Source organism: Chania multitudinisentens RB-25 (assembly GCF_000520015.2).
Lineage (GTDB): Bacteria > Pseudomonadota > Gammaproteobacteria > Enterobacterales > Enterobacteriaceae > Chania > Chania multitudinisentens.
In genome coordinates this window covers 1332513-1357765 of the sequence record NZ_CP007044.2, presented here as the reverse complement: position 1 = coordinate 1357765, position 25253 = coordinate 1332513, and the positions used below count along the sequence as shown (strand labels likewise).

24 protein-coding genes are annotated in these 25253 nt (G+C 51.7%); 7 read left to right on the top strand and 17 right to left on the bottom strand.

All coding sequences use genetic code 11. The features are described 5' to 3' along the window. Positions 1–14: 14 nt before the first annotated feature. From argD to ppiA, 3 genes are all read right to left on the bottom strand, one after another. Complete coding sequence (argD, locus tag Z042_RS05855) at positions 15–1232, bottom strand: bifunctional acetylornithine/succinyldiaminopimelate transaminase (RefSeq protein ID WP_024914432.1); 1218 nt, start codon at positions 1230–1232, stop codon at positions 15–17. Between the two features lie 131 nt (positions 1233–1363). Beyond that, positions 1364–1939 carry an aminodeoxychorismate synthase component II gene (locus Z042_RS05850; protein WP_024914431.1) on the bottom strand — a complete coding sequence of 192 codons (576 nt, stop codon included), beginning with the start codon at positions 1937–1939 and terminating at the stop codon, positions 1364–1366. Between the two features lie 225 nt (positions 1940–2164). Continuing rightward, positions 2165–2734, bottom strand: a complete 570-nt coding sequence (ppiA, locus tag Z042_RS05845) for a peptidylprolyl isomerase A (RefSeq protein ID WP_024914430.1) — start codon at positions 2732–2734, stop codon at positions 2165–2167. Between the two features lie 312 nt (positions 2735–3046). Here ppiA and Z042_RS05840 point away from each other — a divergent pair, with 312 nt between their 5' ends. The 5 genes from Z042_RS05840 to Z042_RS05820 all read left to right on the top strand — a co-directional run bounded on the left by Z042_RS05840 (position 3047) and on the right by Z042_RS05820 (position 7451). Beyond that, positions 3047–3352 carry a PTS sugar transporter subunit IIB gene (locus Z042_RS05840; RefSeq protein WP_024914429.1) on the top strand — a complete coding sequence of 102 codons (306 nt, stop codon included), beginning with the start codon at positions 3047–3049 and terminating at the stop codon, positions 3350–3352. Between the two features lie 16 nt (positions 3353–3368). Next, positions 3369–4694 carry a PTS sugar transporter subunit IIC gene (locus Z042_RS05835; protein WP_024914428.1) on the top strand — a complete coding sequence of 442 codons (1326 nt, stop codon included), beginning with the start codon at positions 3369–3371 and terminating at the stop codon, positions 4692–4694. Between the two features lie 62 nt (positions 4695–4756). Then, entirely contained in the window at positions 4757–5056 is a 300-nt protein-coding gene (locus tag Z042_RS05830) for a PTS lactose/cellobiose transporter subunit IIA (RefSeq protein WP_037407678.1), read from the top strand. Continuing rightward, complete coding sequence (locus Z042_RS05825; RefSeq protein WP_024914426.1) at positions 5056–6363, top strand: 6-phospho-beta-glucosidase; 1308 nt, start codon at positions 5056–5058, stop codon at positions 6361–6363. The genes Z042_RS05830 and Z042_RS05825 overlap by 1 nt, the downstream gene beginning before the upstream one ends. 104 nt (positions 6364–6467) lie before the next feature. Further along, positions 6468–7451, top strand: a complete 984-nt coding sequence (locus Z042_RS05820; protein WP_024914425.1) for a LacI family DNA-binding transcriptional regulator — start codon at positions 6468–6470, stop codon at positions 7449–7451. Between the two features lie 27 nt (positions 7452–7478). Here Z042_RS05820 and Z042_RS05815 read toward each other — a convergent pair whose 3' ends face one another. The 13 genes from Z042_RS05815 to pilM form a co-directional block, all read right to left on the bottom strand. Next, a complete protein-coding gene (locus Z042_RS05815; RefSeq protein WP_024914424.1) occupies positions 7479–8762 on the bottom strand; it encodes a cytosine deaminase in 1284 nt (427 codons plus the stop codon). A 102-nt stretch (positions 8763–8864) separates the two neighbouring features. Then, a complete protein-coding gene (gene trpS / locus Z042_RS05810; protein WP_024914423.1) occupies positions 8865–9869 on the bottom strand; it encodes a tryptophan--tRNA ligase in 1005 nt (334 codons plus the stop codon). A 2-nt stretch (positions 9870–9871) separates the two neighbouring features. Continuing rightward, entirely contained in the window at positions 9872–10570 is a 699-nt protein-coding gene (locus Z042_RS05805) for a phosphoglycolate phosphatase (protein ID WP_024914422.1), read from the bottom strand. Further along, positions 10563–11240, bottom strand: a complete 678-nt coding sequence (gene rpe / locus Z042_RS05800; protein WP_024914421.1) for a ribulose-phosphate 3-epimerase — start codon at positions 11238–11240, stop codon at positions 10563–10565. The genes Z042_RS05805 and rpe overlap by 8 nt, the downstream gene beginning before the upstream one ends. A 70-nt stretch (positions 11241–11310) precedes the next feature. Then, a complete protein-coding gene (gene dam / locus Z042_RS05795; RefSeq protein ID WP_024914420.1) occupies positions 11311–12123 on the bottom strand; it encodes an adenine-specific DNA-methyltransferase in 813 nt (270 codons plus the stop codon). A gap of 264 nt (positions 12124–12387) precedes the next feature. After that, positions 12388–13380: an SPOR domain-containing protein gene (locus tag Z042_RS05790; protein ID WP_024914419.1), complete on the bottom strand. Its 993-nt coding sequence runs from the start codon at positions 13378–13380 to the stop codon at positions 12388–12390. A 216-nt stretch (positions 13381–13596) separates the two neighbouring features. Further along, complete coding sequence (gene aroB, locus Z042_RS05785; RefSeq protein WP_024914418.1) at positions 13597–14685, bottom strand: 3-dehydroquinate synthase; 1089 nt, start codon at positions 14683–14685, stop codon at positions 13597–13599. Between the two features lie 50 nt (positions 14686–14735). Next, positions 14736–15257, bottom strand: a complete 522-nt coding sequence (aroK, locus tag Z042_RS05780; protein ID WP_005271698.1) for a shikimate kinase AroK — start codon at positions 15255–15257, stop codon at positions 14736–14738. A gap of 474 nt (positions 15258–15731) precedes the next feature. Then, on the bottom strand, positions 15732–16979 hold the full coding sequence (gene hofQ, locus Z042_RS05775) for a DNA uptake porin HofQ (protein WP_071882793.1): 1248 nt from the start codon (positions 16977–16979) through the stop codon (positions 15732–15734). A gap of 10 nt (positions 16980–16989) precedes the next feature. Then, positions 16990–17334, bottom strand: a complete 345-nt coding sequence (locus Z042_RS05770; RefSeq protein ID WP_037407664.1) for a DNA utilization family protein — start codon at positions 17332–17334, stop codon at positions 16990–16992. Beyond that, positions 17327–17836 carry an MreC domain-containing protein gene (locus Z042_RS05765; RefSeq protein ID WP_024914417.1) on the bottom strand — a complete coding sequence of 170 codons (510 nt, stop codon included), beginning with the start codon at positions 17834–17836 and terminating at the stop codon, positions 17327–17329. The genes Z042_RS05770 and Z042_RS05765 overlap by 8 nt, the downstream gene beginning before the upstream one ends. Continuing rightward, positions 17829–18365, bottom strand: a complete 537-nt coding sequence (locus tag Z042_RS05760; protein ID WP_024914416.1) for a PilN domain-containing protein — start codon at positions 18363–18365, stop codon at positions 17829–17831. The genes Z042_RS05765 and Z042_RS05760 overlap by 8 nt, the downstream gene beginning before the upstream one ends. Then, the gene (pilM, locus tag Z042_RS05755) at positions 18365–19207 is read right to left on the bottom strand and encodes a type IV pilus biogenesis protein PilM (protein ID WP_024914415.1); all 843 of its coding nucleotides are present in this window, start codon (positions 19205–19207) and stop codon (positions 18365–18367) included. The genes Z042_RS05760 and pilM overlap by 1 nt, the downstream gene beginning before the upstream one ends. Before the next feature lie 122 nt (positions 19208–19329). Here pilM and mrcA point away from each other — a divergent pair, with 122 nt between their 5' ends. Next, a complete protein-coding gene (mrcA, locus tag Z042_RS05750; RefSeq protein WP_024914414.1) occupies positions 19330–21888 on the top strand; it encodes a peptidoglycan glycosyltransferase/peptidoglycan DD-transpeptidase MrcA in 2559 nt (852 codons plus the stop codon). Positions 21889–21971: 83 nt separating this feature from the next. On the opposite strand, the gene nudE is transcribed toward mrcA, so the two are convergent. Next, positions 21972–22526, bottom strand: a complete 555-nt coding sequence (gene nudE / locus Z042_RS05745) for an ADP compounds hydrolase NudE (protein WP_024914413.1) — start codon at positions 22524–22526, stop codon at positions 21972–21974. 485 nt (positions 22527–23011) lie between these two features. On the opposite strand from nudE, the gene Z042_RS05740 reads away from it, so the two are divergent. Next, positions 23012–25147, top strand: coding sequence for an intracellular growth attenuator family protein (locus Z042_RS05740; RefSeq protein ID WP_024914412.1), 2136 nt, complete (start codon positions 23012–23014; stop codon positions 25145–25147). The last annotated feature ends 106 nt before the right edge of the window (positions 25148–25253 follow it).

The following is a 25253-nucleotide window of genomic DNA, read 5'->3' as shown; positions in this document are numbered from 1 at the left end:
CCCCTGATGATCGGCTATGCATTAATTACATCCTGCACAGCCAGCTCGAACCGCGCCATACCTTCATCGATATCTTTCAGCTCCACCACCAGTGAAGGTGCAAAACGGATCACGTCTGGCCCTGCGTTGAGGATCATCAACCCACGCGCGGCGGCGGCGGTCAGGAAATCCCGTGCCTTACCATGATATTCCGCCGTCAGCTCTGCACCAATCAACAAGCCCATGCCGCGAATATCACTGAAGATCTGATATTTTTCACCGATCTTCCGCAATGCCTGCACATACAGCTCATGGCGATGTTCAATACCGCTCAATACCTCCGGCGTATTGATTACGTCCAATGCCGCTTCAGCCACCGCACAAGCCAACGGATTGCCGCCATAGGTGGTGCCGTGAGTACCCACATGCATGACAGACGCGATCTCTTCCGTAGTCAGCATCGCACTCACCGGGAAACCACCGCCCAACGCCTTAGCCGTGGTGAGGATATCCGGCGCAATACCGTAGTGCATATAAGTAAACAACTTACCACTGCGGCCCATGCCACTTTGCACTTCATCAAACACCAATAACGCCTGATATTTATCGCACAGTTCACGCACCCCTTGCAGGAAGGCTGCATCCGCCGGAGTAATCCCACCTTCACCCTGGATCGGTTCCATCACCACGGCACAGGTGTGATCGTCGATTACCGCTTTCACCGCCGCCAGATCGTTGAACGGCACATGCACGATATCAGCCGGTTTCGGGCCGAAACCGTCGGAATACTTCGCCTGCCCGCCAACGGAAACCGTAAACAGCGTGCGGCCATGAAAAGCATGATGAAAAGCAATAATCTTGGTTTTGTAAGGGCTGTGACGGCTGATGGCATAATGGCGTGCCAGTTTAAAGGCCGCTTCATTAGCCTCTGCCCCCGAGTTAGCAAAAAAGACGCGATCGGCAAACGTGGCGTTGATCAGTTTGGTCGCCAACCGCAATGCAGGCTCATTGGTGAAGACATTGCTGGTATGCCACAGCGTTTCACCCTGCTGTTTCAGCGCGGCGACCAAAGCAGGATGGCAGTGCCCCAACGCAGTAACAGCAATACCACCAGAGAAATCGATATACTCTTTCCCTTGCTGATCCCACACGCGGCTGCCTTGGCCTTTCACTGGCACAAACTGAGCTGGCGCATAAACAGGCAAGATAACCTGATCAAAAGTGCTACGGTCAACTGCGGTTTTTTCGGTCATTATGGGCTCCATCCTGAAAGTGGTTCAGTATCACGGTAACGAATAATTGAAAATATAGTCACAAAATATGCATAAAAAACCAATCAAGGGCAAATCCAAAACATCCATGATGGTAAAAAAATTATAACCCGCTAATTTTTAAGAAAATTATCCAGAAGTTGGTGACCTTGCTCGCTAAGGATACTTTCCGGGTGGAACTGCACACCTTCCAGCGCCAGCGTCCGGTGGCGAATACCCATGATTTCGTCCTGCTTACCGTTCCGTTCACTCCAGGCAGTAACCTCAAAACAGCTTGGCAACGTCGCAGCATCCAACACCAGCGAATGGTAACGGGTCACGCTCAGCGGGTCATTCAGGCCGCTAAATACACCCTGATGATGATGGCGAATAGCCGAAGTTTTACCGTGCATCACGTCACGGGCACGAATCACATCGGCACCAAATGCCTGTCCGAGCGCCTGGTGCCCAAGGCACACACCAAGGATCGGCAGTTTTCCAGCAAAATAACGGATCGCCGCCAGTGAAATACCGGCTTCGTTGGGCGTGCAAGGGCCAGGGGAAATCACTAAATGCTGCGGAGCCAACCGTTCGATATCGGCCAGTTGCAGTTCATCATTACGCTTCACCAACACTTCAGCGCCCAGTTCGCAGAAATACTGATAAAGGTTATAAGTAAAAGAGTCGTAGTTATCGATCAGCAGCAGCATAGTTAATTTAACTTATTGATAAACGTAATCAATTTACACCCTGATACTCGCACATTATTCCAGTATCTTTTTCATAGGGCGATAACTGAGCAGGTTTATTATTTGAAAATAGCGTTGTTTTAGGCGTGGATGAGAACATATCAGAAAAAAGAAAACAGCGATGCTGGCAAAACCTTCTGAGAAAGGAAATACGTCCGCCCCCAAACGGAGGCGGACGCACAGATTTTATGGCAACACTTTGGCCGAAAGAATGACAATCGGTTTACTTGGCACATTCTGATAGGGGCCCACATTACCCGTAGGCACCTGGGAAATCTTATCCACTACCTCCATACCTTTCACCACTTTGCCAAACACCGCATAGCCAAAATCACGCTGGCCGTGATCAAGGAAAGCATTGTCTGCCACGTTCAGGAAAAACTGGCTGGTCGCACTGTCTTTATCCGCAGTACGCGCCATGGAAATGGTGCCACGCAGGTTACGCAAACCGTTATCAGCTTCATTTTTAATCGCCGCACCGGTCGTTTTCTGCTGCATATCCGCAGTAAAACCACCGCCCTGTACCATAAAGCCAGGGATCACGCGGTGAAAAACCGTGTTGTTGTAATAACCACTGTTCACGTAGTCAATGAAGTTCTTGGTCGAGATGGGAGCCTTCTGGCTGTCGAGAGCTAATTCGATATTCCCTGCCGAAGTGGTCAGCATGACGCGGGTTTCACCGGCAGCCAATGCCGCTGGTGCCATTGCTGTCAAGGAACACAGCGCAACGAAAGTCACTAAAGTACGTTTGAACATGAACAGATCCTTTCTCTGAGAGACAAACAACGAAAAGCGCTTCGATTCTAAAGAGCTACCCCAAGTAGCGCCAGCCATTTACTGATATTTAAGTAATTGCCAGATATTTCTTATGGGTGCTGAGTTTTTCCTGCCGACAGTATGATCGTCGTACTGATTTTTGCCAAGCCGATCACGCATTATTTACCCATTTTCTCGCTTTCTTACTTTTTGCGACATAAGTCCCGGTTTGATTCCGTAATCCCATTAAGCTCCCTAAATGAGAGCGCTCTCATTTGCGCTTAAAACCATAAAAATAAGAGGAGAGCCATGATGACAAAGATTGTACTGTGTTGTGCCGCAGGAATGTCCACCAGCATGCTGGTCAAACGTATGCAAACCGAAGCGCAGAAACGTGAACTCAACGTGGAGATTGTCGCAGTGCCTGCTGCGAATTTTACTGCCGAATTGCCAACCGCCAGCGTCGTCTTACTGGGGCCGCAGGTAAAGTACGAACTGGCACGCTTCACCACTCTTGCCAAACCGCATGGCCTACCCATTGCTGTTATCGATATGATGGATTATGGCACCCTGCGCGGCGATAAAGTACTGGATCAGGCCCTCAGCCTGATAGCCTGACGCAACGGAGGGTATGATGAGCCTTTATACTTCCCTGATGCGCATGGTGGAAAATCATGTTGCCCCACTGGCTGGCCGGATCGGTAGCCAACGCCATATTATCGCCATTCGTGACGGTTTTATCTGTGCCATGCCATTCTTGATTGTCGGCAGTTTGATGTTAATCGTCGCTAATCCACCGTTTGACGCCACTACCACCTCCCGTTTTGGGCAAGCCTGGCTGAGCTTTGCTAAAAACCATTGGGATACCATCACCATGCCGTTTTTCATGACCATGGGTCTGATGAGCGTGTTCGTCTCAATAGGTGCTGCCTACAGCCTGGCAAAACACTACGGCCTGGATGCCTTAACCGCCGGGCTGTTATCGCTGATGGCATTTTTGCTGGCAGCGGCTCCGCAGGCCGATAACAAGATGTCCCTCGATTTTCTGGGGGGCCAAGGGGTCTTCACCGCCCTGCTCTGCGCTATCTGGTCAGTCGAGCTGATACGCCTGCTGAAAAAGTACAACATCACCATCCGCATGCCGGAACAGGTGCCACCGGCAATTGCGCGCTCGTTCGAACTGCTGTACCCGGTGATCGGCATTCTACTGACGGTGTACCCCATCAGCATTCTGATGCAGAGTGAATTCCAACTACTGCTGCCTGCCGCCATCATGCAGGTATTTCAGCCGCTGATCTCCGTCGGTGATACCTTGCCTGCCATTCTGCTGGCCGTGCTGATTGCCAATCTGCTGTGGTTTGCCGGTATTCACGGTGACAATATCGTGACCGGCCTGCTCAACCCGATCTTTATGGCTAACCTGGCGACCAACGCTGCTCTGGTGGCGCAAGGCGCGGCCACAACGCAAACTCTCACGGCACCATTCTGGTCGTTTTATGTCTGTATCGGGGGTTCTGGCTCCACGTTGGTACTGGCCTTCCTGTATATGCGTAGCCGATCGGTTCACCTGCGTACCATCGGCAAGTTAAGCGTAGTACCGGCAGCGTTCAACATTAACGAACCCTTGCTGTTCGGTTCGCCGGTGGTGATGAACCCGACGCTGTTTATCCCATTGATCGTCGTACCGATGATCAACGCTACGCTGGCCTACTTCGCTCTGAACTGGGATTTGGTGGAAAAAATGGTGGCGATGGCTCCTTGGACCACACCAGCACCGTTAGGAGCGATGATTTCTGCTTCCTGGGATATCCGCGCCGCCTTACTGGTGCTGGTATTGATGGTGATTAATCTGGCGATCTGGCTGCCCTTCTTCAAAGTGTACGAAAAACAATTATTAGCGCAGGAACACCAATCGGCCGAAACAGAGCATAAAGCTGCCGATCCCGCTGCCGCACAGTAACAGGAGAACATCACGTGACAGAACAGACAGCTGATATCAGCCCGGAGTTTGAAAGCACGATTATGGAGCTGCTGGTGTTTGCTGGCAGCGCCCGCAGCAGCGCTTTGATGGCCTTGCAACAGGCTCGAGCAGGTGATTTCGCCGCATCGGCTGAACAGATGGCCGAATCAAAACAGGCGGTGAAGCGGGCACACCATATCCAGACTCAGTTGATCGGCCTGGACGAAGGCTGCGGCAAACTGCCTATCAACCTGATTACCGTTCACGCTCAGGATCACCTGATGAATGCCATGGTTATTCAGGATCTGGCCGTCGATATGATTGAGTTATACCGCCGTCAGGCACAGCAGGAGGCTCATTAATGAGTGCGTTGAAAATCGCCATCATCGGCGGTGGCAGTAGCTACACACCGGAATTAGTAGAAGGCCTGATCCAGCGGATCGAAGAATTGCCCGTCACCGAACTGGCTTTAGTGGATGTTGAACCCGGCCGTGAGAAAGTGGCGATCATTGCGGCCTTAACCCAGCGCATGCTGGCACGTAACGGGCTGGAACAGGTGAAAGTCAGCGTCCACTTTGCGCTGGACGACGCCATTCGCGGTGCCAAATTCGTGCTGACTCAGCTTCGCGTCGGGCAATTACCGGCACGGGCCGCTGATGAGCGCCTGGGGCTGAAATACCAGTTAATCGGCCAGGAAACCACCGGTATCGGCGGTTTTGCCAAGGCCCTGCGCACTATCCCGGTCATGATGGACATTGCGCGTAAAGTGGAACAGTTGGCCCCCGATGCCTGGATTATCAACTTCACTAACCCGGCAGGTATCGTTACCGAAGCCATTTCGCGTTATACCAACGCGAAGATTATCGGCCTGTGTAATGTCCCTATCAGTATGCATCATATGATTGCCGACATGCTGAAAACCCCTTATGAACAGGTGCAGCTACAGTTCGCCGGGTTAAATCACATGGTTTGGGTGCATCAGGTACTGCAAAACGGCCAAGATGTTACCAGCAAGGTGATCGACATGTTATGCAACGGCGCAACCCTGACCATGAACAACATCAAAGAGAAACCCTGGCCACCGGAATTCTTGCGTGCGATTGGCGCAATTCCCTGCCCCTATCATCGTTATTTCTACCAGACTAAAGAGATGCTGGAAGAAGAAATAGCTTCCGCCACAGAACATGGAACCCGTGCAGAACAGGTGATGAAAGTGGAGAAGGAGTTGTTTGAACTGTACGCTGACCCGCATCTTGACAGCAAACCCGAGCAACTCAGTTTCCGTGGCGGCTCCTTTTATTCGAAAGTCGCACTGGAACTTATTCGTGCCATTCACAATAATCTCGGTCTGCAATTAATCGTAAATACCGCAAACCGTGGCGCTATTCGCGGTTTGCCGGATGATGCTGTGATAGAAACTAACTGTATCGTTGACGCTCAAGGGGCGCATCCGCTCACTTTCGGTAAATTACCGGAGCCAATGCACGTTTTGACTCAGCAGGTAAAAGCGTATGAACGCCTGACCATTGAAGCAGCCGTTCATGGCGATCGCCGCAGTGGCCTGTTGGCATTGGTAACTAACCCATTGATAGCCAATGCCCAAATTGCCCAACCGCTGTTGGAAGAAGTGCTGGCCATCAACAACGCGTATTTACCGCAGTTTAAATAGAATGTCGCGCGTACTCCCTCTTTCCTCAGAAAAAGGGAATACGTTAACTCCCCAATAATGCTACTGCTTGCAAAGCGAGGGGATAGGTAATCAGGAGCAAGATGATGGTGACACTGGAAGATGTCGCAGCATTAGCCGGGGTATCTCGTGCCACGGTGTCACGCGTCGTGAATGGTGACAACAATGTCAGGCCACTCACCCGTAATAAAGTGGCACAGGCCATTGCTGAACTGAGCTATACCCCCAATCCGGCAGCCAGAGCCCTGGCTTCCAAACACAGCAACACGCTGGGCCTGGTGACCACCTCTTACCGCGGAGGTTTCTTTGGTGCGTTGATGGATTTTGTGCAAACCGAGGCCGAATCCCACGGGAAGCAATTGCTTGTGACCCAAGGCCGCAACAGTGCAGAGAATGAGCTACTGGCCATTCAACGTCTATTCAGCCTGCGTTGCGACGGCGTGATCCTGCACGTGCGCTCTCTTTCCGATGACCAACTCCGCCAATTAGCCACAGAGCAGCGCCGTTTTGTCTTGTTAGATCGCCTGGTGCCGGGGTTGGAAGATCGCTGCGTGACCTTTGATCACATACGTGCCAGCCAGATGGCTACACAGCAGCTTATCAATGCTGGCCACCAGCGTATTGCCTGCATCAGCGGCCCGGCACAACGAGCCTCTAGTCAACTACGGTTACAGGGGTTTCTTGCTGCCATGCAGGCCGCCAATCTGCAACCGGTCGGCTGCCTGGAAGGAGTTTACGATCTGGAAAGCGGTTATCAATGCGCCGACCAATTACTGCGCCATGAAATCCTGCCAAGCGCTATCTATTGCTGTAACGAAGAAATGGCGATTGGTGCTTTGCTGGCAATTAAAGAACACCATCTGCGCGTACCGCAAGACATCGCACTGATTTGCTATGACAGTGGTGAACGTGCGCCTTTTGTGCGCCCGGCGCTGACCAGTGTGCATTTCCCTATTACCGAGATGGCACAATATGCCACCCGCCTGTTGATCAACCCACTCACGCCGGTAGAGCAGTTTGAGCCAGAAATTATCCACCGGGATTCAATCACGGTAGCTGGTGGAAATTAAGGGAGCCTTCCGCGATAACAAGGCTTTTTAGCGCCGGAAATCCACTTTTTCTGGATCTTGCAAATACAACGTAGTTTCTGCTGGCTGGGTTTCAGCAATCACCACGCCGTGACGAATGGAGTAACGCACCGGCGTTTGACGGCGCACCGCATCAAAACCGCTTTCTGCGGGTAGGATCACCAGATTGGCCTGGTTACCCACTTCAAGGCCATAATCCTCAATGTGCATCGTGCGGGCGCTGTGCGTGGTGATCAGGTTTAGCCCTTCATTGATCTGGTCATACCCCATCAATTGGCAAACATGCAGCCCCATGTGCAAAACCTGCAACATATTGGCGGTGCCAAGCGGATACCACGGATCAAATACATCGTCATGACCAAAACAGACGTTGATGCCCGCGGCCAGCATCTCTTTTACCCTTGTGATGCCCCGCCGTTTGGGATAGCTATCAAAGCGCCCCTGTAAATGAATATTCACCAGTGGGTTGGCCACAAAGTTAATCCCAGACAGCTTCAACAGGCGGAACAAGCGCGAAGTGTATGCCCCATTGTAAGAGTGCATCGCCGTGGTATGGCTGGCGGTCACCTTGCTCCCCATCTCCAGCTTCAGCGCCAGCGCGGCGACGGTTTCGACAAAACGGGATTGCTCATCGTCGATCTCGTCACAATGCACATCCACCAGCCGATCATACCGCTGTGCCAGAGCAAACGCTTTATGCAGCGATTCCACGCCATATTCCCGGGTGAATTCAAAATGCGGGATCGCCCCCACCACATCGGCCCCTAAGCGCAACGCCTCTTCCAGCAGGGATTCACCATCAGGATAAGAAAGTATCCCCTCCTGCGGAAAAGCAACAATTTGCAGCGTTACCCAAGGAGCAACTTCCTGTTTCACTTCAAGCATGGCGCGCAATGCGGTTAACGTAGGATCAGAAACATCGACATGAGTACGCACATACTGTACACCGTTGGCAATCTGCCATTTCAGCGTCTGCCAGGCACGCTGCTTCACGTCGTCGTGGGTCAGCAGCGCTTTGCGTTCTGCCCAACGCTCGATCCCTTCAAACAAGGTACCCGACTGATTCCAAGATGGCTGCCCGGCGGTCTGGGTGGTATCCAGATGAATATGTGGCTCAACGAACGCAGGCAACGCCAAGCCGCCCTGGGCATCCAAGCTATTCGCCTGCCGCTCCAACCCGACAGGCTGCCGAATGATACCGGCAATACGCCCCTGCTCGATCGCCAGTTGCCACAGCCCTTCACGCCCGCTCAAACGCAGGTTATCGAGAAACTTCACTGGATGATTTGCCACCGTCTTACCTCTGCTCAGCCAAACGTTCTTTTCATTATACTGGTGTTACCCGTAAATGAACGGCGGCCAGGCATTGACCGCTCTATCTTTCAGGCCTATCCGTTACGGATGCGGTACAAACCCCACGGCCTCATACACTTTACTTAACGTTTCCTGTGCGCGAGCACGGGCTTTTGCCGCGCCATCACGCATCACCTGCTGTAGGAAAGCTTCGTCATTGCGGAAACGATGATAACGCTCCTGCAAATCAACCAACATGGCAGAAACCGCCTCTGCGACCGCCCCCTTCAAGTGCCCATACATCTGGCCTTCAAATTCCGCTTCCAGTTGCGCAATGCTTTTACCGGTGACGCCAGACAAGATATCCAGCAAATTAGAAACACCCGCTTTGTTTGCCACGTCGTAACGGATGACCGGTGGTTCTTCTGAATCGGTCATCGCGCGTTTGATCTTTTTGGTCACCGCGCTCGGATCTTCCAACAGGCCGATCACGTTGTTACGGTTATCATCCGACTTGGACATCTTCTTGGTCGGTTCCTGCAGTGACATCACACGCGCACCCAGCTTGGGAATAAACGGCTCAGGAACGCTGAATACGTCACCATACAGTGCGTTGAAGCGTTGGCTCACGTCACGGCTCAGTTCCAGATGCTGTTTCTGATCCTCACCCACCGGCACCTGATTGGTTTGATACAGCAGGATGTCTGCCGCCATCAATACCGGATAGCCAAACAAGCCCGCGTTGATGTTTTCAGCATAACGCGCCGATTTATCTTTAAACTGGGTCATACGGCTCAGTTCACCGAAATAGGTATAGCAATTAAGCACCCAGCTCAGTTGCGTATGCTCTGGTACATGGGATTGCACAAAGATGGTGCTTTTTGCCGGATCGATACCACAGGCCAGATACAGCGCCAGCGTATCCAGCGTAGCTTTACGCAGTTTTTCCGCATCCTGGCGCGCAGTAATGGCATGCAGATCAACAATGCAATAGATGCAATCATAGTCGTCCTGCATTTGCACCCACTGACGCAGTGCACCCATGTAGTTGCCAATGGTTAATTCACCAGACGGCTGCGCGCCGCTAAATACGATGGGCTTACTCATGATTAAATTTCCTGATTTTCTATAGATGACTGCCCGAGAGCGGGCAACAAATCGGCAAAGCGTTCCAACACGCGGTCAGGATGGCTCAGAGCAATCGCTTCACCGTAGTTATAGCCGTAAGTCAGGCCAACGTTCGGGCAACCTGCCGCCTGCGCCGCCTGAATATCGTTGCGTGAATCGCCAACGAACAACACCTCATTCGCCCGCAGGCCAAGTTTACCGAATACCAGATACAGGGGAGCGGGATGCGGTTTTTTTGCCACCACATCATCACCACCGATAATCAGCGAGAAAATGTCGATAATACCGAGCGAAGTCAGCAACGGGGCCACAAAGGGGGTCGGTTTGTTGGTCACCAGCGCCATCTGATAGTCAAGTTCAACCAGACGGCAGAGGGTTTCCTTCACCTGCGGGAATAGGCGGCTACCGCTGCTCACGGTTTGTGCGTAGAAATGATCGAAACGCCCACGCATGTGCTGGCAGTGCTCCGGCGTAGCATCTGCTTCCGCCCAACGTAATGCACGCTGTACCAGTACATCAGCCCCATTGCCGATCCAGGTGCCGACACGCGCTTCACCAGCCAAGGGTAACCCCATTTCTGCCAACGCCAAATCGATAGCGGCCGCCAACCCTGGAGCACTGTCAACCAGCGTACCGTCAAGATCGAAAGCCAAGCCACGAATGGCGCTGAAATCAGCCATGATTCACCTTCGCCAGTTCACGACGCATTGCGTCAATCACTGTGTGGTAATCCGGTTGACCAAAAATGGCGGAACCGGCAACGAACATGTCAGCTCCTGCGGCGGCGATGTCGGCAATATTATCCACTTTCACCCCACCATCGACTTCCAGGCGAATATCAAACCCACTGTCATCGATCAGTTTGCGTACCTGGCGCAGCTTATCCAGCGTGCTAGGGATAAACGACTGCCCACCAAAGCCAGGGTTAACCGACATCAGCAGGATCACATCGAGTTTATCCATCACATAATCGAGGTAGCTCAACGGCGTAGCCGGGTTAAATACCAAACCGGCCTTACAACCGTGTTCTTTGATCAGTTGGATCGTGCGATCAACATGTTCGGAGGCTTCAGGATGGAAAGTAATGTAAGTCGCACCCGCTTTGGCAAAATCCGGCACGATACGATCAACCGGCTTGACCATCAGATGCACATCGATAGGGGCGGTAATGCCATAATTACGCAGCGCTGCGCAGACCATCGGCCCAATCGTCAAATTGGGAACATAGTGGTTATCCATTACGTCAAAATGCACCACGTCACTGCCCGCTGCCAACACTTTGGCGGTGTCCTCACCTAACCGGGCAAAATCTGCCGACAGAATGGACGGGGCAATCAAAAACTTTTTCATCCGCTTCTCCAAACGTAGGGGTCGAGTTGTTATACGCCAAAGCGTAACCTCAGCAATGGAGCCTCACAGGCTATCTATACAGTGCCAGAAGTTCGTCCACTTTACCGCGGCCAAGAATATTTCGGCTAATAGTACGGCGTGCCTTCACGACAAAAAGTGAAGCATGCTGATACCAGTCACGTGTCAGTTCGGTATCATGATTAGAAATCAATACCGGTACCTGGTTTTCCACCGACAGCTGATGCGCTATCTTTGCCAGCCCTTGCTGATCGGCCAAACTGAAACTGTTGGTATGGTAAGCGGTAAAGTTCGCCGTTGCCGAAAGTGGCGCATAAGGTGGATCACAATACACGACGGCACCACGCGCCGCTTTCATCATGGTATCGCGGTAATGCTCACAGACAAAAGTGGCATTGCGGGATTTTTCAGCAAACCAGTACAATTCCTCTTCTGGAAAATAAGGTTTTTTATAACGCCCAAACGGGACGTTAAACTCACCACGCAAGTTATAGCGGCATAGTCCGTTATAACAGTGGCGGTTCAGATAGAGAAACAGCAGCGCACAGCGATAAACATCGTTGCTAGTATTAAACTCTTCACGCAACAGATAGAACTGGTCTGAGTTATTGAATTCGTCGGTAAAAAGAACCAGGGCATCACGTACGAAATCATCCGTACGCAACTTAACAATGTTATATAGGTTGATAAGGTCACTATTGATATCGGCGAGAATATAGGCATCGTACTCCGTGTTCAGAAATACGGAGCCCGCTCCCACGAAGGGCTCGATTAAGCAATCTCCCGTTGGTAAATGACGACGAATTTCGTCTACCAGAGGGTATTTCCCACCAGCCCATTTTAAAAAAGCGCGGTTTTTCTTCATGCCGTCAGTTAGCTACTTATACAATTCAGAGCGGCGGATTGTACTTTGTTTCAGACAGCACATCTGCACACAGAATTAAATGATTACACCCCTCCATCCTTCAAGTTGCAGCATTACGAACTGCGCCAAGATTCAGCCCATCCGTAGGTCGGGTCACTTCAGGACTGCTGCAAACAGCTCTCTGCCCATGCCCCAGTTACTTAATCTATTAAGCTTCTGGGGGTGTTTGCCCTTGCCGCCTAACTGCATTTGAAATCTATTGGGTTACTTTTTCAGTTCTTGTTGTACCTGATGTACAGGCCGGGCCCACGGTTTTTTCGCCTGAACATCCGCTGGTAACGTAGCAATTGCACGTTTCGCATCCGCCGAAGAAGCATAATTACCGCTTACCAGCACAAACCATGGCTTACCATCACGCTTGGTTTCATACACTGTAAAACTTTGTAGTTTCTGCTGTTTGGCAAAAGCATTCAGGGTATCGGAGCGAGATGCACTGCTCAGTTGCAGCGTATAATGGCTGCCAGGGGCCGATGTAATAGAACCTGCGTTACCACTCACAACACCGCTTCTTGCAGAGGCGGGGGGAGTATAAACCGTCGTTGTTGTTGGAGAGGGCTTGGTCGGCTTGGTTGCCGCTTTTACTGGTGTCTTACTCTGCTGAGCCGGTGAGGCCGTGGCGTTACGCGCCGGGCGCGCTGCCTCTTTTACACTCGCACCGTTCATGACGGTTGCTGGCGCAGTGGGCAACCCGAAAGCCGGATTACTCATATCTTGTGCTACCGCATCAACCTGACCTTGTTGCGATGACAATGCGTCAGCCATATTGCCCGGTAACTCAACCCGCTGTTGCGCACCACCCGGTGGGGGCAACGGTTGTGCTGTGGTTGGTGTGCTGGAAATAGGCGGAACGCTGATATCTTGTGGCTGCTGAGACTGTGCATTACCGACACCATTATTATCATGGACATCAGTAGTACCGCCCGGCACACCGTTGTTATTGGCGGTCAGCAATGAAGAGCCCGACAGGTTAATATCGCGGCTTGCTCCCTGTTGTGCAGCCTCATGCTGGGTTGGCGCCTTCAGCGCTGAGCCAATACCAATGATCAACAACAGCAGAACCAGAATGCCAACACCAATCATCATATGCTGGCGCGATACGGCAAAACTCGGCCCTGTTGCCGCAGTTCGGCGCGCTCGCGAAGGACGGCGATCGCTGGCATCAGGTCTGAGATCGCCTTCCGGTTTAAACTCGTCCATCTGAAACCCTCCCACTAGAGGCAAAAGCTCTCCACCCTGAATCCGGTATGGTTTGAGACTATTAACCCAATAATGGCAAAACAACACCCATTTTGCTTTGCACATTCATTAATAATAATAGATGTAGACAGCGGTTAACCACTGTCAGTCATTCCGATTTATAACCGCCATACTTCACGTTGCCCGCCCCCTGTTACTCAAGTTATTCAGGGCCTATCAACGCGGCAAGCAATCCGTAATTGCAGCCAACACCAGTTCATGGGCCACACCACCGCGCACTTCTGCTTCACCAATCGCTTTCGGTAACACCAGACGCAACTCCCCCGCCAGCACTTTCTTATCACGCATCATGTGTGGCAGATAGGCAACCGGTGACATCTCCTGCGGGCCGCAGACCGGCAACCCCGCCCGCAACAACAACGCTTTTATACGTTCGACATCTTCGGTAGTGAACTGGCCCAATCGGCGCGCGGTTTGCGCAGCCATCACCATACCCGCCGCAACGGCTTCGCCGTGCAACCACACACCATAGCCCATTTCAGCTTCGATAGCATGGCCGTAGGTATGGCCCAGATTGAGCAGCGCCCGCAGGCCGCTTTCGCGTTCATCGGCAGCGACAACTTCAGCCTTCAACTCGCAGCAGCGGCGGATACAGTACGCTAACGCCTTCATATCCAAGGCCATCAACGCATCAATATTGTTTTCCAGCCAGACGAAGAAATCACGATCAAGAATGATCCCGTATTTGATCACTTCCGCCAAACCAGAAGAAAGTTCACGCGCCGGTAAAGTCCGCAAACAATCGAGATCCACCACCACCGCAGCAGGCTGGTAGAAAGCACCGATCATATTTTTACCGAGCGGATGATTGACGGCTGTCTTGCCACCAACAGAAGAATCCACCTGCGAAAGCAATGTGGTTGGAACCTGGATAAAACGCACTCCACGTTGATAGCAGGCTGCGGCAAAACCGGTAAGATCGCCCACCACACCACCGCCAAGAGCAATAAGTGTAGTGTCGCGACCATGTGGTTTTTCCAACAGGGCCGAGAACACTTGCTCAAGTACGATAAGAGATTTGTACTGTTCGCCATCAGGCAAAATCACCTGATCCACCACCACACCACCCTGCTCCAACACCTTCCGGACACGCTCCAGATACAGCGGAGCCAAGGTTTGGTTAGTGACCAGCATGACCTGTTCACCCGCCTTCAGCGGCATAAAAGAAACCGGATCGTTAAACAATCCGGCGGCTATGGTAATCGGGTAGCTGCGCTCCCCAAGCGTTACGGTAATTCTCTCCATGTCGAGCTCAGTTCTCGGTGTGGTTTATCCCCGTCAACGCGGGAACGCAATCAGTTACTTTCCAGCATGTTGATAATCTGGTTGGCAACCACTTTAGCGCTTTGGTCATCAGTGCGGATAGTGACATCTGCAATTTCTTCGTACAACGGATTACGCTCTCTAGCCAGCGCTTCCAGCACTTCCCGCGGAGGAGAATCAACCTGTAACAGCGGACGTTTCTTGTCGCGCTGGGTACGGGCCAACTGCTTCTCAATGGTGGTTTCCAGATAAACCACAACACCGCGCGCCGACAGGCGGTTACGCGTTTCACGCGATTTAACCGAGCCCCCGCCGGTAGCCAGCACAATTCCTTGTTTTTCCGTCAGTTCATTAATGACTTTTTCTTCACGATCGCGGAAACCTTCTTCCCCTTCCACGTCGAATACCCAGCCCACGTCAGCTCCGGTACGTCGCTCAATTTCTTGATCGGAGTCAAAAAACTCCATATTGAGTTGCTGAGCTAACTGACGGCCAATAGTGCTTTTGCCGGCACCCATAGGCCCAACCAGAAAGATATTGCGTTTCTCTGCCATGTTTTTCGGTATTATAAGACAATTCGTTAATGATAACCCGCCCCGCCAATCAAATTAGCAACGGGACCTAAACTGAAACCTCATGAGCGATATAGTGCGAGATCAGACGAAAAATTATCTCAACACTCCTGGTAGTTTGGCAACCGAATAAATCGCTATCCACGCCGCGGGAGGGAAACCATACGTTTTTAACGGCGTTCCATACCCGATGGATCTCAAGTGACAATCAAACAACAAACGTAGAAACCACAGAGACTTACCAAGATAAGTGACCTGAATGGTTACGTGAAGTCAACAACACTGCAACTTGAAGTATGCCAGGTATAGCATTAACAAAAAAAACCTCGGAGCCTAATTCGGTAACCCTTGTAAGCTAAATCGGCCGCAGCGTCAAACGCAGATGCCCCTTGGCAAGAAAAAAATGCCTCTGCTCGTCAACTTTCGCCTTTTTCATGAGCAGGCCAACCTGATCATTCAAACTTTTAGCAGAGTTGGTGTGATGAAAATCACCAGTTCGCGTCGTTTATGTTGTTTGCTGCTATGTTTGAACAACGATCCCAGCCATGGTACGTCTCCCACGCCAGGAACTTTATTGGCCCCGTTCACGTTTTGCTGCTGAAATATACCGCCCAAAACAATAGTTTCACCGGTTTTTACCGTCACTTGCGTTTTAATTTCCTGTTTGTCGATAGCCAAGGTCTCTCCGGCCCCCTGTTTGATCGAACGACCGGGCGTGTTCTGGCTGATTTGTAGCGTTAGAGTAATGCGGCCGTTTGGCAGAATTTTAGGCGTGACTTCCATCCCTAATACAGCTTCTTTAAATTCCACTGACGTAGCGCCACTGGTACCGCTTGAAACCTCATAAGGGATCTCCGTTCCCTGTTTGATACTGGCGGTTTGCTGGTGGGCTGTCAGTAAACGTGGGCTGGCAATGATCTCCACCTCATTTTCCTGTTCCAGCGCCGATAGCTCCAGATCCAGAATGCGCCCACTGATACGTGCCAGATGAAAACCAGCCGTGATTGCACCGTTCTCCACCGGTAAGCCAATGTTGAAATTATCTATCCGCAAAGACTGTTGCGGTTTTTCATCGGCTGCTAATCCCCAACGCACACCAAGCTCCCGCAGGTTTTCACTGCTGATGGTGACAATATGCGCGGCCAGTTGAACCTGCTCCAGTGGAGTATCCATTTCCATCACCCAGGCTTTCAACTGAGCCAAAGCCTGCGCAGTATCGCGCAGTAATAACGCATTGATGCGTTTATCCACCACCACACTGCCGCGTTCAGTCAGCAGTTTGCCGCGTTGGCCATCCAGACTCTGGGCAATTTCTCCGGCTTCGGCATTTTGCAGCATGATTGTCAGATTGTGCAGTGGCAATTGTTGCGCCAATGCCTGTTGTTGGCGCTGTTGTTCCTGTTCATCCGGTTCAGGAAAAACCAGCATCACATTACCGTCCAGGGTCATCGTCAGTTTGCCCATACGTAACACCACGGCCAGTGCTTGTTGCCAAGGCACATTCTCCAAGCGCAGCGTCAGATTGCCACTGACACCTTCAGCGGCAACCAAATTCAATTGCTGATATTCTGCCAGCGCCTGTAAAACCAGGCTGACTGGAGCCTCATGAAACTCCAGAGAAATCGGTTTTTCCTGTTGCACTGCACTCACCACCATGAAGGGAATTGCCAGCAGCAGCCCCAACAACCAATGATATCCTTTCATTTTGATTTCCTTATGGTTTACCTAGTTTCAGAACAATGCCACTCGTGGTTGGGGGGCAAGCACGCTCTACACCAACTACGCCAAATTCAAGTTGCCTAGCCTGGATATGTGCCACCTGCCAAACGCTATCCAACAAAATCTGTTGCGGCAACAACTTGAGCCACTGCCCTTGCGGCGTGACTACCCAACCATGGCGGGAACCAGCTTCACCAATCGTGCCTTTTAGCTGCCAATCTGCGGGCGAAATAACGGGTAAAACACAGGAAATTGCCGAAGGTAACTGAAATGGGTCGCGCTGTGGTTCTGCCAAAACGGGTATAGAGAACATCAGCCATAACCAATAGCTTTTACTCATCGGCTTCTCCTTCCAACGTAAACAGAATCAGTTGGGTCATCAGCCCATCCGGTTGCTTTTCTATCGCCATTTGACCAATACGTAACGTGGGAGATAATCCTTCAAGCAATTGTAACAATCCGTGAAAATCCAATTTTAATTTCACAATTTGTTGTGCGGGCTGTTCTTGCTGCTGCCAACGCAGCAACACACCGCCCACCTGTTCAAGCTTGTAGCCAAACGCTTGCGGTTCTGCGGGCAATGCCGAGGTTTGCGCCCGCAAACGCCGTTGCAGCTCTTCCAAGGCTGGTAACCGGGCCAATTGTTGACGACGTTCGGCAATCTGCAACTCAAGCCGCTGCCGCTGTGCTTGCAGGTGCTCATGTTGCTGCCACTCACCTTGTACCAGCAATACACTGGTCAGCAGTATTGCCCCCGCTAAGAGCAACCATTGAATCGCCAGCAATTGCCAACTGGGTTGATTAAGCCAAAGCCTTACCCAATCGGGCAGAGGTTTATCCATCTTTTCCCCACCGCGCCGTCAAGGTAAAAATCAATATCCCGTCTTTATGCTGCGTCACTTCCGCTACACGCTGGCCCTGTAACCAAGGTAAGGCAGCCAACCGCTGTTCAAACTGGGCGATAGCGGCGTAGTGCTGGCTAAAACCCCGTAAAGAGATACCATTTGCATTTTCCTCCAGCGCAATGAGCCATAGCTGGTCAGGAATCACCGCCGCAAGCTGTTGTAACAAACGCAGGTAACGCTGGTTATGTATTTCATTTTGCTGACGACGTGCTTCCTTTGCGGTTAACCGAGCCAGAGTAGCCATCACCTGTTGCGTCTGTTGTAAACGCTCGGCCAAGACCTGATGCTGCTGCGTCAGTGCTTGTACGGTTCGCTGTTGCTGTTCTTGTTGATAGCGTAACCAAAAGAAAGCCGTGGTTGGGATCGCCAAGGCAATCAGCAACTGAATACTGAATACGCACAGCCAAAACCTATAACGCTGCCGTTGTGCCCTAATGCGCCAGGATAAAAGATTAACCTGATACATCAGCGATCTCCGCGGCGTAAAGCCAGCCCAGCCGCCAGAACAAAAGCCATAGGCTGCGCTGGCAATGGTGGATGCAATTGCTTGAAAGCCGTAAAAGGTGACCAAGGCAGGGTTCCTGTCGGTAATTCCTCATCCAAGACACTGCTGTAATACACCACCTTGTTCCCCAAAACCGGGCAGGCCGCACGCATGACTACCAGTGCCTGCTGTGCGCTACTGTTCTCACTGGCAGGTAAGACCCCATAAGCGAATGGCGTATTGCGCGGCGCCACCCACAGCCACTCCTGTTCCAGGCGATGCAGCAGGCCCACATCAGGAGCCAGCCCAGCAAAAGCCGCCATCGCGCATAGAACACAGGGGGTGATCTCGATGACTTGCGGTTGGAGATCGGCTTGTTGCAGGCAGTGCAGCCACTGCTGAAGTTCATGCTGGCGGGCCGCAGTGAGAAGTAATTGGTTGGTATTCGGCAGAGCAAGGCGGTAATCCATCGCCAATGTCTGGCTATCAAGCGGGAATTTTTTCAGCCCCTGCGTGGTGATGTAGTCGTGACGAACTGGCTCACGCAACCGATGGTCTGGTAGTGACAGGGTCTGTTGTAAAACCCGCTGTGCTGGCAAAGCAATGCGTAAGGAAATATGTCTTGGTAACCGAATACGCCATTGCTTTAACAGCGTGATCAGTGTTTCGGATTGTTCAAGATAACCATCACGCAATACCGGTTGCGGCAATGCCTGCTGCCACCAGTGGCGCAGTTGCCAACCACTACGACGATGCTGGGCCGCCACCGCCCTCACACAGTGACTCTGTATATCCAAACCGACCTGCCATATTTGAGAAAACATACTTTCACCCCGCTTCCATACCATCAGATGATAAAAGAACATATCCATGTCGCAGGCTTGCCTTTATACTACCGCGCGGTTGTTTATAAACTGCCCAAATGACATGAAATGGGAAATCTCAGGTGAAGTTCGTAAAGTATTTTCTAATCCTTGCAGTTTGTTGCATCTTGCTGGGAGCAGCCTCGATTTTTGGCTTGTACAAATATGTCGAGCCACAGCTGCCCGACGTCGCAACCTTAAAAGATGTGCGGCTGCAAATCCCGATGCAGGTTTACAGCGCCGAAGGTGAGTTGATCGCCCAATTCGGTGAGAAACGGCGCATCCCTCTCAAGCTGGATCAAATTCCACCGGTGATGGTGCATGCCTTCATCGCCACAGAGGACAGCCGTTTCTATGAGCACCATGGCATCGACCCGATTGGTATCTTCCGCGCCGCGTCTATCGCACTGGTCTCTGGTCATGCTTCGCAGGGTGCCAGTACCATCACCCAGCAATTGGCAAGAAACTTCTTCTTGAGCCCGGAACGCACACTGATCCGTAAAATCAAGGAAGTTTTCCTGGCGATACGCATTGAACAAATGCTGACCAAAGACGACATTCTTGAGTTGTATCTGAACAAAATCTATCTGGGGTACCGTGCTTACGGTGTAGGAGCTGCTGCACAAGTCTACTTCGGCAAAGATGTCAGCCAGCTCAGCCTGAGCGAAATGGCCACTATTGCAGGCCTGCCAAAAGCACCATCAACCTTCAACCCGCTGTACTCGCATGATCGTGCCGTGGCACGCCGCAATGTCGTGCTGTCGCGTATGCTGGATGAGCATTACATCACACAGGCGCAATACGACCAGGCTCGCAGCGAAGAGTTGGTTGCCCACTACCATGCACCGGAAATCAGTTTCTCTGCCCCCTATCTTGCCGAGATGGCACGCCAGGAAATGATCAAACTTTACGGTGAAAACGCCTATACCGATGGTTACAAGGTTTACACCACTATCACCAAGAAACTTCAGCTGGCAGCGCAAGATTCGGTACGCAACAACGTATTGGACTACGATATGCGTCATGGCTATCGCGGCCCGGCGAACGTGCTGTGGAAAACCGGGGAAACGGCTTGGGGCCAAAAACAGATTGTGGATTCTTTGAAGAACCTCCCCAATTACGGTCCGTTGGCTCCCGCAGTGATTACCCAAAGCGATAGCGAACAAGCCATGGCCATGTTGGCCGATGGCAGCAGTATTACGCTACCAATGGCTGGAATGCGCTGGGCACGCCCATTCAAATCGGACACCCAGCAAGGCCCAACGCCAAAACGCGTTACAGATGTGGTTCAGGCCGGCCAGCAGGTGTGGGTGCGCAAGGTAAATGATAACTGGTGGCTATCTCAGGTGCCGGATGTCAACTCAGCGCTGGTTTCCATTGATCCTAACAATGGTGCGATCAAAGCCCTGGTCGGCGGTTTTGATTTTAATCAGAGCAAGTTCAACCGTGTAACTCAAGCATTACGCCAAGTCGGTTCCAACATCAAACCTTTCTTATACACCGCAGCGATGGATAAAGGGCTAACGTTGGCGACTATCCTCAACGATGTGCCCATCACCCGTTGGGACCCCGGCGCGGGTACCGATTGGCGGCCCAAAAATTCACCGCCAACCTATGATGGCCCGATCCGGCTGCGTCAGGGATTAGGGCAATCGAAAAACGTGGTCATGGTACGCGCGATGCGGGCGATGGGGGTCGATTACGCGGCTGAATATCTACAGCGTTTCGGTTTCCCGGCCCAAAACATTGTGCATTCCGAATCGCTGGCTTTGGGTTCAGCTTCGTTTACCCCTCTCCAGGTGGTGCGCGGCTACGCCGTACTGGCAAATGGCGGTTATCTGGTTGACCCATACTTCATCACCAAGATTGAAGGTGACAGTGGTAATACCCTGTTTGAAGCCAAACCCAGAGTAATCTGCGAAAATTGCAATTTACCGGTGATCTACGGCGATACTCAGCGTTCGGTGGTGCTTTCTGACGATAACGTTGAGAACGTCGCGATATCGCAGGAAAACAACAACAACACGGTACCCATGCCGCAACTGGAACAGGTTGCCCCAACTCAGGTACAGCAGAATAACGAGCAGCAGTACGCCCCGCACGTCATCAACACGCCCCTGGCGTTCCTGATGCGGGATGCACTGAATAGTAACATCTTCGGTGAACCGGGTTGGATGGGCACCGGTTGGCGTGCCGGGCGTGATCTGAAACGCCGTGATATCGGTGGCAAAACCGGTACCACCAACAGCTCAAAAGACGCCTGGTTCTCTGGCTATGGCCCGGATACCGTCACCTCAGTCTGGATCGGTTTTGACGATCATCGCCGCGATCTGGGCCGGGCAAGTGCCTCTGGAGCTATTGAGGATCAGATCTCCGGCGGTGAAGGTGGTGCCAAGAGTGCACAACCGGCATGGGATGATTTTATGAAAGTTGCGTTGGAAGGCATTCCGGAGCAGAAAATCACGCCACCACCCGGTATTGTCAGTGTGACCATCGACAAGAGCACTGGCAAACTTTCTAATGGTGGCGGTGGGAGCCGTTCCGAGTACTTTATCGACGGCACCCAGCCTACAGAGTTTTCGGTGCATGATGCCGGCACCACCCTAATAGAGCCCGGCGGCGAAAGCCACGAACTGTTCTAAACCTGCAATGGCCAGAGCAATCTGGCCATTTTTTTACAGGAAAGTGACAGAGTTGGCGAAAATAAATGCGGTAGCTTGAAAAGTTAACGCGATCCACGCAGAAATGCTTCGGCCAGGAATAACGCGCTGACGTTACGCGCCTCACGAAAATCCGGTTCTGCCAGTAACGCCATCATGTTGGCAATTGGCCAGCGCACCTGCGGTAAGGGTTCTGGTTCATCCCCTTCAAGGCTTTGTGGGAACAGGTCATGTGCCAGAACGATATTCATCTGGCTGGAGAAATAAGAAGGAGCCATCGTCAGTTTGCTAAGAAAATCAAACCGTTTCGCACCAAAACCCACTTCTTCCATCAATTCGCGGTTGGCCGCTTCCAGCACCCCTTCGCCCAGATCGATCAGGCCTTTGGGGAACCCTAGCTCATAAGATTCAGTGCCTACCGCATACTCACGGATCAACAGCAAATCACTCCCCATCACCGGCACAATCATGACCGCTTCACGCTCGGAAGGGCGCATACGCTCGTAAACCCGCCGCACACCATTGCTGAACTCCAAATCGACCGACTCAACGTTAAATAAACGCGAACGCGCGACCGTTTCTACTTTCAGAATTTTAGGTTTCTGCAGGTGTTTATCCATAATTGCCTCAAATGAGTTACCCACTCTCTGGCCACTAAAAACGGCATTGGCAAGCGGATAACCAGGATAATGTTCGTCTTACATCCTCCCGCAATCGCGCTATAAACGCTGCTGGCAGCCATTGGAGTACAAAACCTGGCGCGACAAAAAAGCGGTGAGTAACATCGTCACTTGATCGGGATCACATTGTGCGTTAATGAGAACCCTTGCCGCAACGAACTTAATCGTTAATTTACTTTTTTTTAACAAGCGTAGTCTGTACGGAGCGAATAACTCCAGAAACTCACTAAAAATGGAATAATAAAATAGGATAAAACCGATATCAGGCCCGCAATGTGGTTGCTATTATCATATACATAGGGCGCTTTCGGGCATTTGAATGACAACCCAGTGACAAGTCATTGTCGCTCATTCTATCCCTTGAAAACTAACTCCGTGTATAGTGTGGTGCCGGACGGGTTCTATAGGTTCAGGATGAGGGTAGCATGAGCACAATAGTGTTGATATTGGCCTTGGTGCTAATTTGCCTGATTGCTGCTGGTATCTATTTTTGGTTCGTATTTCGTGAACAATCAACATTGGCATATTCCCTACCATTCATTAAACCAACACATCGCAAACTGACCACCGCTGAGCGTGCGGCGGTTGAGAGTTATCTCAATCAACAAAACCGATTCAGCACCAGGCTGTTGCCAGCGTCCCCAATGTTGCCTTCTGCCAGATTGGCCCTCACTTCGCAAAGTGACAATGTCTATCCTATCACCCGTGCGATTACTCGCTATGGCTTGGCCAGCGATGAGCCCAACAACTGGCGTTACTATTTGGATTCCGAAGAAGTTCATTTGCCCCCATTCTGGGAACAATACATCAGCGCCGATAATCATGTGGAAGTCATTAAAACCCAGACGCTGCCGTTGGTGATCTCACTTAATGGCCATTCGTTACTTGACCATATTTATGATCGCCCCCCCACCCCCGTCGTCACCACAACAATACCCGAAAAAAATGCCTCTATTCGCCAAAAAGAAAGCGAACACGTTGAGTTAGTAAACATCAGAAAAGAAACCTACCAAGAGAATTCCCTCAACCGCCCAAACGGTATCAAGGAAGCTACCAGCATTTCTGCTGCCCTGTTGCTGCTGTTTTTCAGCCTGATCAGCCCAATCATGGTGATCCCCTGGATGATATTTGTGGCAGTGTTGATGATTGTATGGGGCTGCTGGAATCTACTCCGTCACCCTGCTGAAAGTGAATTGAAAGAAGTGCATTGTCTGCGTGGCACACCAAAGCGCTGGGGTCTGTTTGGTGAGCCCGAACAAGGGCAAATCAGCAATATCTCTCTGGGGATGATCGATCTCACCTACCCACCGCACTGGCAGCCTTACCTCACGGCAGATCTGGGCAAAATCACCAATGTGGATATCTATCTCAATCGGCAGGTCGTGCGCCAAGGGCACTATCTTTCCCTGCATGACGAAGTTAAACATTTCCCTCTACAGCAATGGGGGAAAAACGCCGTACTTGCTGCCAGTGCCTTGGTCACCATCCTGTTGCTGCTGACCTACGTCCCACTCAGCCTGCCCGTAAAATTGAGCAGTGCATGGCTGCAAGGTGCGCAGAAAACCGAAGTTACTAACGTACAGGCCCTGGAAGCAATACCGCTGCACATCGGTGATACCCTGAAAATTCAAGGTTACGGCATGTGCTATCTGCCGCCAGATGAGGGTAATTCTACGACTGCCGGCTTTATGCCTTTCGATTGTTCCAGAATCTACTGGAATAATGCCGATCCCTTACCACCGCCAGAGTCAGAGGTGATCGATAAAGCCGCCGCCCTGCTGGCCACCGTTAACAAACAGTTGCACCCAAGCGGGACCCAGCAAAAACTGAACCCGCAATTGGCCAGCGCTATTGAGAAATCCGGTATGATCCTGCTGGACGACTTCTCGGATATTGTGTTGAAAACCCAGGAATTGTGCAGTTTGGAAAGCGACTGTATCCGCTTAAAGAATGCTTTGGTGAATCTGGGAAATGCCAAAAACTGGGCCAGCCTGGTAAAACGGGCCAAATCAGGTGCCCTGCAAGGAGTTAACGTTTTGCTGCGGCCAGTCAGTGCCGAATCGCTGGAAAACCTGAGCAATACAGCAGCCTCGTCGTTTGTCACGGAGGAAATCCGTCAGGCAACCGCCACGCTCAACAGCCCACCTCCAGGTGGGTTCCTGATCACCAGCGACGAAGGCAAACCACTGGTCGATCATCCTAAGCCTAATTCGCCATTGAACGAGAACAATGCGCTGGAACAGTGGAACGAGCTGCAACGCCTAACCAATCTGCTACTGCGTGCCCCGTTCCAGGCTCAGGGAGTCATCACCAATATCTCTGTTGATGCCAATGGCACCCGCCATATCGCATTACACAGCGAACCGGATATGATCACCCTGTGGCGCTACCTCGGCACCAGCCTGCTGCTGCTGGCGCTGGTGGCCAGCCTTGGCTATAACGCCTGGCGGCTGCTACAGCGCTGGCGCAAAAACCAGCATCGTCTCGCCGATATCCAACGCTACTATGACAGCTGCTTCAATCCTCAGCTTACTTCGGCGTCCGTACGCCCGATGGTATAACATCGCTCAGACTCTGCTCTGTTACTGGCTTATGCTACGCTAACGTTATTAGCCGTTTTTATCATCTGCGGGCCACCACTGGCTCGTCTGTGGATATGGAGTTTTT